Origin of the sequence: Nakamurella sp. A5-74 (genome assembly GCF_040438885.1) — a bacterium.
In the GTDB taxonomy this organism is placed as follows: domain Bacteria; phylum Actinomycetota; class Actinomycetes; order Mycobacteriales; family Nakamurellaceae; genus Nakamurella.
On record NZ_CP159218.1, the window covers coordinates 3,358,445 to 3,371,368 of the forward strand.

The window sequence follows — 12,924 nt, forward strand, 5'->3', positions numbered from 1 at the left end:
GGCGACAAAACGGCCACAGTCTAGCCGCGCCACGTGAGCACCCGGGCCACCCCTGTCGGTGCGGCTACGATCATCCGGTGACTTCACCTCTCTCCTCATCTGCCGTCGAGGATCCCGCGCCGACCGTCGGAGGCGAGAGGGCACCCCGTGTCGCTCCGCCCACCGCGGGATCCGGTGCAGCGCCCGGACCGCAGCTGAGGGGGGCCGTCGCACGGTGACCGACGCACACCAGCAGTCCCCGTCGCAGGCGGACCGAACCCCGGAAGATCCGGCGCCCGCCACCGCCCGGGCCGCACTGGCCGGTCGGCTCCGCGCCGCCGCCGTTGCCCTCGACATCGACCTGAACGCTGTTCCTGCTCCCGTCGGTGATGACGGGGCGCAGGACGCCGCCCGGGTGCTCGACCTGCTCGCTGTCCGGGTGGCCGACACGCTGGCGAAGGACGAGATCTGGCTGCTGCTGACGGCACTGTCCGCCGCGTATCCCACGCTCGACGAACTGACCGACGCCCGGCGCGCCCTGCAGCTCGAGGGTGTCGCCGGGATCGTCGAGCTCCTCGACACCTCCTTGCTGCGTGCCCAACAGGTCGGTGAGCCGCGGTCGAGGATCAGGATCGTTACCGGCGGGGTGGTCACGGACGTCGAACACTCGGCCAAACACGACCTGCACACCGGTATCCAGCGGGTGGCTCGCAGCCTCCTGCCGCAGTGGCGGTCGCGTCCCGAGGTGGTTCCCGCGGTGTGGACGGACGCCTCCGGAGCGCTGCGTGAACTGCGTCCGGCGGAGCGGCAACGTGCGCTGGAGTGGGGTCGGGAGGATGCCGGGCCCGTCGGCGAGGACGGCGTGGACACCCTGCTGGTGCCGTGGCGTTCGGTGGTCCTGCTCGTCGAGGTGCCCAGCTCGGAGGCCGACCCCCGGCTGGCTGCCCTTGCCGCGCACTCCGGCAACCGGTTGGTGGCGATCGGGTACGACGCCATCCCGGTGGTCAGCGCCGACACCGTTCCGCCGGCCGACTCGGTGAAGTTCGTCAACTATCTCTCCGCACTCAAGTACGGCCACGCTGTTGCGGCGATCTCGCACGCAGCGGCCGCCGAGTTCAGCGGCTTCGTCTCGATGCTTCCCACCCAGGGCCTGACCGGCCCGACGGTGCTCCCGCTCCCGCTTCCGGATCTGGCCGAACCCGCGGGTGCCATCGAACAGACCGCACTCGCCGACGACCGCGCACCGCTGGTGGTGATGATCGGTTCGTTCGAGCCCCGCAAGAACCATGTCGCCGTGTTGAACGCCGCCGAGCAACTGTGGCGTGAGGGCATCGACTTCCGGATCCGCTTCATCGGCGGCAGCGGCTGGGGCCACGAGTTCCCGGACGCGGCAGCCGAGCTGATCGCCGCCGGGCGCCCGCTGGAGATCCTCCGTGCTGTCGACGAGGCCGTGCTCACCCACTCCTACCGGGAGGCCGCCTTCACCGTGTTCCCGTCCTTGCACGAGGGTTACGGCCTGCCCGTGGCCGAGTCGCTCGCCCACGGCGTTCCGGTGCTCACCAGCTCCTACGGCGCGCCCTCGGAGATCGCGGCCGGCGGCGGCGCCCTCACCGTCGATCCGCGCAGCGACGATGCCATCCGCGACGGCATGCGCACGCTGTTGACGGATCCCGCCGAGCGGGACCGGCTGCGTGCCGAGATCCGCTCCCGTCCTGGCTCCGACTGGACCCGCTACGCCGACGCACTGTGGACGGTCGTCGCCGAACAGCTGGCGCTGGTCCCGGCAGCATCGACCGGGCGCCACACCCGCAGCGCGACCGACATGGCCGACATGGCCGACGTGGCCGGTGCGGCCACCGCGGCGGAGGACGTCCGATGAGCCTGCGTTCGAAGGTCATGAAGGCCACCGAGCTCACCGGCGCGGCCCGCACCCTGATCCGGGGCCGGGCCCGTTCGCACGAGCCGAAGGCGATCGCCGCCGACATCGACGGTCTGGGACGCGAGCGGCGCGACGCGCTGCGCGCCCGGATGCAGTCGTTGATCCACACCCTCGGCGGCACCCAACCGGGACGGAAGGACAGCGAGTCCCTGGTGGTCGCGCTGGCCGCAGCTCTCGAGCCCGCCGACGAGGAGACCATCTGGCTGCTGCTGGCCGTGATGGAAGCCCGACTGCCGACGGTTCCGCGGGTGCTGGCCGCGACCCGGGCCGCCCGGCTGTCCGGCACCGCCGCGGCCATCCGGCTGGCGCTGTGGAACGGCCCGGCACGCAGGCTGCTGGACCGCGGTCCGTGGCGGCAGGTGAAGATCGTCACCGGCGCCGTGCTGGTCGACGTCCACCACACGTCGCAGACCGACTTCGCCACCGGCATCCAGCGCGTCACCCGGGAGACCACCCGCCGGTGGGCAGCCGAACACGACGTCACCATGGTCGGTTGGACGGAGCACCTGCAGGCGCTGCGGGCGCTCACCCCGATCGAGGCCAGGCGTGCATTCTGGGGCGGCCCTGCCGTACCGGTGCCGGCCGACGACGCGGTCGTCGTGCCGTGGCAGAGCATCTTCCTGCTGCCGGAGCTGTCTGCCGAGGTGGCGCGCACCGGCCGCCAGATGGCGCTCGCCCGGTTCGGCCGGGTGCATTACGGCGCCATCGGATACGACCTGGTGCCCGTCACCTCCGCCGAGACCAGCCACTCCGGCATGCTGCCCGGCTTCGCGTCCAACCTCGCCGCGCTGCGCCATGCCGACGTGGTCGTGCCGATCTCCGAGGCCGCCGGCAACGAATACCGCGGCTGGCGCGCGATGCTGGCCGGCATCGACCTGCCGGGTCCGTCGATCCTGCCCGTCGTGCTGCCGTCCCAGGCGCCGCCCGCGGACACCCGCGCGCTGGCCGCCGCCGCCCAACGGCTCAAGCTCGGCGAACTGCCGATGGTGCTGGTTGTCGGCAGCCATGAACCGCGCAAGAACCACACCGCGGTGCTGCACGCCGCCGAGGTGCTGTGGCGCGAGGGTCACCGGTTCTCCCTGACCTTCATCGGCGGGAACTCCTGGAACTCGGAGCGTTTCCAGGCCCACCTGGCCAAGCTGCAGCTCGCCGGGCGTCCGGTGGAGAGCATCTCGGCGGCCGACGACGACCTGCTGTGGTCCGCGTTCCGACTCGCCCGGTTCACCGTGTTCCCCTCGGTGAACGAGGGATTCGGCCTGCCCGTGGCAGAATCCCTCGCCGCGGGCACTCCCGCGATCACGTCGGCCTTCGGGTCGATGCAGGAGATCGCCGCCGCAGGCGGTGCACTGCTGGTGGACCCTCGTGACGACGAGAGCGTGACGGACGGAATGAGGAGATTGGTGACCGACGACGCCCTGCTCGACGAGCTGCGTGCCCAGGCCGCGGCCCGGGTGCCCGGCAGCTGGGACGACTACGCCGGCCGCACCTGGCGCATCCTGACGACCGGCCGAGACGAGCACACCGCATGAGCACTCCCAGCAATCCCGATGAGATGACGCAGGCCGACACCCAGGTCGCCGACGCCCCCGCCACCGTCGCGCTCCACCAGGATCCCTCGGTCGACGCCAGCCTCGAGGGCGACCAGGTGCTCGCTGCGGCCCGCAAGCGGCACATCGATGCGCTCGGCGAGCAGCCGTTGGTCGCCGCGGGACCGGTGACCGGCTTCCTGCGCGGCACCGCCAGCTCGATCCGTGGCGTGTGGCAGTACCGCGAACTGCTGGCGCAACTCGTCCGCAAGGAACTGAAGAGCAAGTACAAGGACAGCGTCCTGGGCTTCCTCTGGTCGCTGCTGCGGCCGCTCGCGCTGCTGCTGGTCTACTACTTCGCCATCGGCAGGTTCCTCGGCGCCGAGCAGTCCCTCCGCAACCCCGGCGGCATCAAGAACTTCGCCATCTACATCTACTCCGGGCTGACCGCCTGGTCGTTGTTCGGCGAGATCGTCGGCGGCGGCTCAGCCTCGATCGTCGCCAACGGCGGCCTGATCAAGAAGATCTTCCTGCCCCGCGAGGTGTTCCCGCTCGCGGTGATCGGCTCCGCGCTGTTCAACTTCTTCATCCAGGTCGGCATCCTGTTCATCGCCACCTTTGTCGCCGGTGCTCCGCCGAACTTCACCCAGATCGTGTGGGTGTTCGCCGGGGTGGCCATCCTGCTGCTGTGGGGCATGGCGTGGGCCTTCCTGCTGTCCGCGGTGAACGTCTACCTCCGTGACGTCCAGTACCTGGTGGAGATCGCCCTGCTCGTCGGCTTCTGGTCGTGTCCGGTGGTCTACTCCTGGGCGCAGGTCATCAGCGCCGTCGGCGGCACCGGACTGGAGAACGCCTACCTGTTCAACCCGATCGCCATCGCCGTCTTCTGCTTCCAGAAGGCCTTCCGGCTGAACGCACCTGCAGCCGAGTTCCCGCCTAACCTCGGAATGTGGGTGGCCATCGCGATCGTCATCGGCGCCGTCCTCGTGTGGGTCTTCCAGCGGGCCTTCGCCCGGATGCAGGCGAACTTCGCCCAGGAGCTCTGAATCATGTCCAGCAACCCGGTCGTGGTGCGCGTCGCCGACGTCTCCAAACGCTTCGTCATCCGCAAGGACAAGTCGCTCAAGGAGCGGCTGGTCAACTTCGGTCGCTCCCAGCAGCACAAGGACGATTTCTGGGCGCTCGAGAACGTCGACCTGGAGATCACCGCCGGCAGCACTGTCGGGCTGATCGGGCCCAACGGCTCCGGCAAGTCGACGCTGCTCAAGATGATCGGCGGCATCCTGCAGCCGACCAGCGGCACCGTGGAGCACCGCGGCCGGATCGCCGCGCTGCTCGAGCTCGGCGCCGGTTTCCACCCCGATCTCACCGGACGGGAAAACGTCTACCTCAACGCCTCCATCCTGGGCCTGTCGAACGCGCAGACCGAGTCGTACTTCGATGAGATCGTCGAGTTCTCCGGCATCGAGAAGTTCATCGACACCCAGGTGAAGTTCTATTCGTCCGGCATGTACGTGCGGCTGGCCTTCTCGGTCGCCGTGCACGTCGACCCGGAGATCCTGCTGGTCGACGAGGTGCTGTCGGTCGGCGACGAGCCGTTCCAGCGCAAGTGCATGGACAAGATCCGCCGGTTCCAGGAGGAGGGGCGGACCATCATCCTGGTCACCCACTCACTGGACCAGGTCGCGGACATCTGTGACCATGCCGTGCTGCTCGAGGGCGGCAAGGTGATCGTCGACGGTGACCCGGTGGACGCGCTGCGGCACCTGCGGGCCGACTTCGATGCCATCAGGCAGGCCGACCTGGCCAAGCAGCGGGTGTCCACCAGAGCGCCGGATTCGACGGCCCAGGTCGTCGGGGTCAGCCTGTTCGACGACAACGATCAACCGACCATCTCGATCACCACCGGCGACGCGCTCAAGGTGCGCATCGCCACCCATTTCGATGAGCCGGCCGTCGCGGACGCCGTGGTCGGCATGTTCATGGACACCAGCCTGGGTCAGATCGTCTACGGCACCAACACCAAGCTGCTCGAGCAGCAGATCCCGGCGGCCATCGGCGATCGGGTCTTCACCTTCCGGATGGGCTCGCTTCCGCTGGTGGAGGGCACCTACGGAATCACCGCAGCCATCGGCCGGCAGAGCGGCGTCGAGTTGCACCGGCTCACAGGCGGCGCGAGCCTCGAGGTGCGTGGCAACGGCTTCACCATCGGTGTGCTCGACGTGCCCAGCGCGTATGCCGAGACCGAGGCCACCGCCGCGGACATTGCCGCGCGGGAGGCAGGACAGCGCGCCGAGGCCGATGCCGAGGCGGCTGCTGCTGCCTCGACCGATGCCGATGCCGAAGCGGCTGCTGCTTCCTCGACCGAAGCCGCGGCTCAGGCGGATTCCACCCACGAGTCTGCCGAGACCGACCCGTCCCTCCGCGTCGCCGTGTCTCCCGGCAGCGCGTCGACCTCCTGATGACAGGCGATCCGACATCGTGACGACCACCCCCGCTCCCTCCGAGGCCCTCCAGCACGGCGCCGACGACCAGGGCAGCAGCGCGACCGACCGGAAGAGCGCACCCGGGTCATTGGCTGCGGCCACGGCGACGCCCCCGCCACGTGGGAAGCGCGCCGGCCTCGTCGACTACCTCCTGTGGTGTGCCCCACCGCTGGTGCTGACGCTGATGACGATGGGGTTCTTCCCCGGCTTCTCGCCGTCCCAGCTGTCGTGGATGCTCGGAGCGGGGCACATCCAGTGCCTCTCCAACATGGGGTTCGGGCAGTTCAGCTCGTACTGCCAGCAGATCGGTGCGCCGGTCGGCTCGCCGCTGCTGACCGGGCTCGTGCAGACGTACCTGGGTTCGTTGCTGCACACGATCCCGTTCATCGACCCCTGGGCCGCGTACCAGATCGTCGGCGTTCTCACCGTGGCCGGCAGCTACGCCGGCGGTGTCGCTGTGCTCCGGCGGTTCGGGGCACCCATCTGGCTCGCCTCGCTCGGCGTCTTCATCTTCCTGACGTCGCCCACCGTGCTGTTGCTGAACGGCTACAACTACACCTTCCACGGCTTCATCATGCTGCCGGCCGCCACCTGGGCGGCGCTCGCCTCGTTCGAGAACTTCCGCCGCGGGCGCAATCTCCGCGGGGCGCTGCCGGCCTTCCTCACGCCCTGGCTCCTGGTGTTCACCGACGGCTACTCGTTCGTCACCGCCATGGTCCTCATCGTCGGCGTCGGCATCGGCTGGCTGTTCGGCGACGCCCCGAAGCGCGCGAAGGTCTGGGGTACTGCGTCCTGGGTGGCCGGCGTCGGTACCGCAGCGCTGGCCTACCTCAGCTACATCCCGGCAGGCAGCACCCATCCGCACACCGGACTCGGATCCTTCCGCTTCTACGGCGCCGACTTCATCACCTTCCTCATCCCGCCGCCGGTCAACTACTGGGCCGCGGAGATGCCCTGGAAGAACACCCTGCAACAGCTCTGGGGCACCTCCGACAACCAGTTCAGCCAGTACCCCGGGTACGTCGCACTGGCCCTGTTCGTGGTGCTGATCGCCTCGGGTGCGCTGCGCCGCCTGGCGCCCGGACGCGGCGAGCTCATCGCGCTGGCCGCTGTCGGGGTGTTCTGCGCCATCCTGTCGCTCGGTCCGTCGTTCAAGCTGGCGAACAGGCAGTCCGGTGTGCTCGGTCAGGACAATCTGCCGGCCGAGCTCACACGGTTCACCCTGCCGACGAGTTTCCTCTACGAGAACGTCCCCGGTTTCCAGGACATGCGCGCGACCTACCGCAGCTTTGTCGGCACCCGCTGGGTGTTGATCGTGCTCGCCGTCGTCGCGTTGGTGATGCTGCTGCGCACTCGGGCCAAGGTGCTGGTGCCGTTCCTCGCGATCCTGCTGCTGCTCGATTCGATGCCGAACTTTGCCAAGCAGATCGCTCTGCGTGCCTCCGCCAACGTCCAGCTCGACGCCGCGCGGACGGGTTCCGGTGGCAACCTCGCCAAGCTGATCAACCCGGGCGACAAGGCGCTGATCCTGCCGGCCAGCAACGACTTCCTGGCGGCCGCGTTCGTCCCGTTCACCGGGGGGACGTCGTACAACAACGGGCAGGACAAGAACCTGGAGTACAGCCGCGACAACTGGCCGCAGAGCGTCCGGGATGCCGTCTCCAGTTATGGCTCTCCCGAATTCGTCGACAAGGCCTGCACCCTGCTGCACTCCGACGCGTCGGTGATCGTGCTGTCGTACATGGGACTGCTGAACGCCGCAGTCGATTCGGCGACCATCCCGCAACCCGAACCGGTTTTGACCAAGCGGGCCCAGGCGGTCGCGGCCACCGGCAAGTTCGCGGTCACCGAGACCGGCACGGCGATCGCCATCCGCATCCCGGCGGATCGGGACTGCAGATGAGTTCCGGACGGACAAACTCTGCAGCAACCGCCGCCGTCTCCGCCACGCGCCCATCCTCTGGTCACGGGTGATCGAACATCGTGACCACATCCGCCGCAGGCGACGACGCAGCAGGCGATCGGATCGCCCCGGCCGCGGCTGTCAGATCGACGGGTGATCCGAGTGCTGCCGTCGACACCCTGGAGCATGACGACGGCCGCGTCGGTGAGGGCACCACTGCATCGAGCCCCTCCGAGACCGGCAGCACTGCGGCGACGCGGTACGAACGCCGGTCGGCGTGGCTGGGCAATCTGCTGTGGGTGGTCCCGCCGCTCGGGCTGACCCTGATCACCACCGGTTTCTTCCCGGGGTTCTCCCCGGCGAAGTTGTCGTGGATGCTGGGTGCGGGACAGATCGAGTGCCTCAACACCATGGGGTTCGCCGCGTTCAGGTCGTACTGCACGCAGATCGGCGCACCGGTCGGCTCACCCCTGTTGTCCGGCGCTCCGCAGACCTATCTCGGGCTGCTGCTGAGTTACTTGCCCCTGATCGATGCCTGGCGCGCCTACCTGATCGTCGGCGTCCTGACCGTCGCCGGCTCGTACCTGGCCGGAGTCGCCGTGCTCAGGCGCTTCGGAGCACCTACCTGGCTGGCTTCGCTCGGCACGTTCGTCTACCTGACGTCCTCGACCGTGCTGGCACTGAACGGGTTCGTCTACACCTTTCACGGTTTCGTGATGCTGCCGGCGGCGACCTGGGCGGTCTTCACCTCGCTCGAGCGGTTCCGTCGGGGCCGGTACGTCTCCGCTGCGCTCATCGCGTTCGCCTGTGCGTGGCTGATGGCCTTCACCGACGGGTACGCCTTCGTCGCCTCGACGGTGATGATCCTGGGGATCGGGCTCGGATGGCTGCTGGGCGACACCGCTGGACGGAAGAAGCTGGCCGGTGGCATCGTCTGGGCAGTGGCGCTCGCCACCGGATCACTGGCCTACCTGAGCTACATCCCGCCGGGTGGTGCCCACCCGCAGGCGTCGATGGGCTCCTTCCGCTACCTCGGGGCGGACCTGCTGACGTTCTTCATCCCGTCGCCCTCCAGCTACTGGGCGTCCGGGATGCCGTGGAACGGCGTTCTGCAGCGCCTCTGGGGAACGGGTGACAACCAGCTCGGCAACTACCTCGGCTACGTCGCGCTCGGCCTGGCGGTGACGTTGGTCCTGCTGGGCGCGCTGCGTCGGGGGGCACCTCATCGCGGCCAGCTGTGGTCACTCGTCGGCGTGGGTGTCGTGTGCGCGATCCTTTCGCTCGGACCCAACCTCAAATTCGCCAATTTCGCCGACATCCCCATCAAGCCGGGCAACCTCCCGGCCGGCGAGACCCGGTTCACGCTGCCGACCGCGTTCCTCTACGAGCACGTTCCGGGCTTCCAGGACATGCGCGCCACCTACCGCAGCTTCACCGTCACGCGCTGGGCGCTGGTGGTGCTCGCCGTGGTGGGCCTGGTGATGGTGCTGCGCACCCGGGCCAGGATGCTCGTCCCGTTCCTTGCGATCCTCCTCGTGCTCGATTCGGTTCCGAACCTGGCGAAGCAGATCAGCAATCGGCAGCTCAGCCGCGCCCAACTCGAGGTGACCAGGGCCGACTTCGGCATCCACCTCACCCAGATGATCGGGCCGGGCGACAAGGCCCTGATCCTGCCCAACGCCAACGATTTCCTGGCCAGCGGCTTCGTCCCGTTCACCGGCGGTAGCTCCTACAACGTGGGGATCGACAAGAACGTCGCCTACAGCATGGCCTCCTGGCCGGCCCCCGTCCGCCTGGCTGCCAGGACTTACGGAACTGCGAAGTTCGCCGACAACGCGTGTGCACTGCTGCATTCCGATGCCTCGGTGATCGTCCTGTCGTACTTGGACCTGCGGGCTGGAGCTGTCAATGCGGCCGTCACCCCCGGCCCCGACCCGGCACTGGTCCAGCGCGCCAAGGACGTTGCCCGACTCGACCGATTCGCCACCACCGAGACGCCGTCCGGGATCGCCCTGCGCCTCCGGCCCGACCAGGACTGCACTGCCTGATGACGAAACCGCCCACGGAACCCGACACCGCGGTCCTGCCGACCGACGAGCGCCGCGAACCCCCCGACGCGGCATCGCCCGCACACGACGCCCCGGCGGACACCCAGCTGGCCGACACCCAACCGATCGACCCCCGACCGCCCGGGCCGCCACCCGCTGACCCCCCGACTGCGGGGCCCCTCCGCGAGCGGTGGCGCAGCTGGATCCCGACCGTCGCCTGGTCGGTGCCGCTGTTCGCCGTGGTGTTGGTCGTCCACGGTCTGATCGCCGGTGCGCCGTCGGCACTGGTCTGGTCGGCAGGAGCCGGCAACATCGAGTGCATCGCCAAGCTCGGCTGGTCGCAGTTCTTCCAGCGCTGCCACCAGGTCGGAGCTCCTTTCGGTTCCCCCCTGCTGATCGGGCTCCCGCAGACCTACGTCGGTGCCTGGCTCAGCTATCTCCCCGGCATCGACGCCTGGCGGGCCTACAAGATCGTCACGGCGCTGTGCTGTGCAGCGGGATTCGCCGGTACGGTCGCCCTGTTCCGCCGCTGGAGCGTGCCGGTGTGGCTGGCGGCGATCGGCGCAGCGCTCTACCTGACCTCGCCGACCCTGATCGGCCTGGCTCCCTTCACCTTCACCTTCCACGGCTATGCGCAGCTGCCGCTCTACCTGTGGCTGCTGTTGCTTTCACTGGACGGATTTGCCGCCGGACGCCGGCTGGTCCCTGCCGTTCTCGCCGTTGCCACCTGCCTGCTGGCGGTGTGGACCGATGGCTACTCGTTCATCGGAACGATGGTCGTGATCGTGGTCGTCGGGCTCGGCTGGTTGCTGTCCCGGCAGCTGCCGTGGCGGATCCGGCTGATCGGGTCGGCGACGTGGGCGGCGGCGCTGCTCGGGTCCGTCGGCCTCTACCTCGTGTACGTCCCCAGTGGCGGCATCGATCTGCGCGTCGGCATCAGTGCGTTCCGCTATCTGGGCCTCGACGGGCTCACGCTCCTCCTGCCCGGGCCATCGATCTGGTACTCGTCCAGGGCGCCGTGGCGCTCCACCCTGCTCAACCTCTGGGGTGACGGGTCCAACCAGACCACCAACTTCCTCGGGCTGTTCGCCGTCGCCCTGGTGGCGGTGGCGGTAGCGTTCGGCCTGCTCCGGCCCCGCACCGCGGCCGGCCGTGAGCGCCTCACCCTGGCGCTGGCAGGCCTGGCCTGCCTGGTGCTCGCCTTCGGTCCTGCGCTCAAGTTCGCGAACACCAAGATTCCGATCACGCCGAGCTACGACGTCCCGCTCTCCGAGACCCGGATGTGGTTGCCGACGGCGCTGCTGTACGAGCACGTACCCGGCTTCACCGAGATCCGCGCGACCTACCGCATCTTCGCAGTGACCCGGTTCGCCCTCATCGCGCTGGCGATCGTCGGCCTCGCCGCGGTGTGGCGGAGCAGGGCTCGATGGTTCGCACCCGCGCTGGCTCTGCTGCTGGCGCTGGAGGGGTCGGTCAACCCGATCAAGCAGATCCGGAGCAATGAAGCCTCCTACGCCCTCGTCGGTTCGCTGCGGTCGGGCGTGCTGGCCGACCTGCAGACCTTGATCCGACCGACCGAGACGGTGCTGCTGCTGCCCGGATCGAACGATTTCCTGGCAACGGCCCTCATCCCCTTCACGGGTGCGAGCTCCTTCAACATCGGAGTGGACAAGAACTTCGCTCTTGCCCAAGCTGCCTGGCCACCGGCTGTCAAGCAGGTGATCACCGACTACCAACGCGGCAACATCGCCACCTCGGGATGTGCGCTGCTGCACAGCGGCACAGCAGACGTGATCGTCCTGGAGTTCGTACCGATGGGCGCCGGAGTCCGTACGGCGACCCCAGACGTCGCGCTGCAGGCCAAGGCGGAGCGCATCGCCGCTGCCGGTGAAGCTGCGGGGACCTTCACCGTCCTGCGTACCGGGACGGCGCTCTCGCTCAAGGCAGGTCCGTCCTGCTAGCCCCCACCGGCCGGCCCGCCCGCGCACATCCTGCGTGATAACGTCCCCCGGGCCGATAGCCGAACACCACCGGACATCGCCCCTGACCCCCCGACGGAGAGACTGCATGTCCGAGCGCAGCACCCGGGTCACCGTCCGACGCCCCACCTTCGCCGCAGCCGACGCGCCCTCCGGGCGGCGGGTGTTCAGCGCCCGGGGTTTCGAGCGCCTGCTGAAGGCCAGGATGGCCGCGTCCACGATCTCGGTGGTCGAGACCTGGACGCCGGTGGCCCCGGTCGTCGGTCGCCTCGACCGCGCTCCCGATCTGGCCGATGTCTGGGTGTACGGGCTCTACCGCACGATCCTGCACCGACTCCCGGACGACGGTGGCAACCGCGCCTTCACCGCGATGATCCGCGGTGGCGGCACTCCCGACCTGCTGATCCAGGCCTTGCTGGGCTCCCAGGAGGCAGCCACCACCGGCGCCAGCGCCCCCGAGGACCTCGACGTCGCGTTCGTCACCGGCGTCTACCTGACCGCACTCGGTCGTGCCCCGGACGAGGACGGTCTGGAGGCGCACCGCACCGCGCTGGCCGCTGGGGCTGTCACCCACGAGAGCATGCTGGCCTCGATGCTCGCGTCCGAGGAGGCCAAGAGCCAGCTGCGCTTCCCGCCGACCCCTTCGGTACAGCTCTCCGCTGACGAAGCGGCCGCCACCCTCGCGGCGTCCGACGCCGGTCGGCCCCGCGTCAAACGGCTCGTCGGTCAACTGGTGAAACGGCACAAGGGTCCGCGGACCGTTGCCCGCGAGTTCCTCTCGGGGACCACCGCCGCCCGCGCCACCGGACGCACCCAGTCCCGGGTGGAGACGCTGATCAGCGAGGTGGAGGCGGGCAGGGAGTGGCAGTGGAAGGTGGATCGTCACCAGATGTCCCACCTGGACACCCTCACCTACGCACTCAATTCCGTGTCCGCCCGCCTGGACAGGATCGAGCGGGACCTCGCGATCCTGCTCAAACAGTCCGCCCCCCAGGACCTGAGCAAGGTCGCGGGCAAGGAGTGACGTCAGTCAGCGGGTCCCCAGGTTCGACAACACGCTCACC

The 12,924-nt window shown here is 69.1% G+C and carries 8 protein-coding genes; all 8 read left to right on the top strand.

The window, feature by feature from the left end; genetic code table 11:
- Positions 1 to 214: 214 nt before the first annotated feature.
- Positions 215 to 1,858: a glycosyltransferase gene (locus tag ABLG96_RS15535; protein WP_353648248.1), complete on the top strand. Its 1,644-nt coding sequence runs from the start codon at positions 215 to 217 to the stop codon at positions 1,856 to 1,858.
- On the top strand, positions 1,855 to 3,447 hold the full coding sequence (locus tag ABLG96_RS15540) for a glycosyltransferase (RefSeq protein WP_353648249.1): 1,593 nt from the start codon (positions 1,855 to 1,857) through the stop codon (positions 3,445 to 3,447). Before ABLG96_RS15535 ends, ABLG96_RS15540 begins: the two co-directional genes overlap by 4 nt.
- The gene (locus tag ABLG96_RS15545) at positions 3,444 to 4,490 is read left to right on the top strand and encodes an ABC transporter permease (RefSeq protein ID WP_353648250.1); all 1,047 of its coding nucleotides are present in this window, start codon (positions 3,444 to 3,446) and stop codon (positions 4,488 to 4,490) included. Before ABLG96_RS15540 ends, ABLG96_RS15545 begins: the two co-directional genes overlap by 4 nt.
- Positions 4,491 to 4,493: 3 nt before the next feature.
- Positions 4,494 to 5,906 (top strand): ABC transporter ATP-binding protein, encoded by a 1,413-nt coding sequence (locus ABLG96_RS15550; RefSeq protein ID WP_353648251.1) that lies wholly within the window; start codon positions 4,494 to 4,496, stop codon positions 5,904 to 5,906.
- Between the two features lie 19 nt (positions 5,907 to 5,925).
- The gene (locus tag ABLG96_RS15555; protein WP_353648252.1) at positions 5,926 to 7,833 is read left to right on the top strand and encodes a hypothetical protein; all 1,908 of its coding nucleotides are present in this window, start codon (positions 5,926 to 5,928) and stop codon (positions 7,831 to 7,833) included.
- Between the two features lie 80 nt (positions 7,834 to 7,913).
- Positions 7,914 to 9,881 carry a hypothetical protein gene (locus tag ABLG96_RS15560; protein WP_353648253.1) on the top strand — a complete coding sequence of 656 codons (1,968 nt, stop codon included), beginning with the start codon at positions 7,914 to 7,916 and terminating at the stop codon, positions 9,879 to 9,881.
- The gene (locus ABLG96_RS15565) at positions 9,881 to 11,842 is read left to right on the top strand and encodes a hypothetical protein (RefSeq protein ID WP_353648254.1); all 1,962 of its coding nucleotides are present in this window, start codon (positions 9,881 to 9,883) and stop codon (positions 11,840 to 11,842) included. Before ABLG96_RS15560 ends, ABLG96_RS15565 begins: the two co-directional genes overlap by 1 nt.
- Before the next feature lie 106 nt (positions 11,843 to 11,948).
- Entirely contained in the window at positions 11,949 to 12,884 is a 936-nt protein-coding gene (locus ABLG96_RS15570; RefSeq protein WP_353648255.1) for a DUF4214 domain-containing protein, read from the top strand.
- Positions 12,885 to 12,924: the final 40 nt, after the last annotated feature.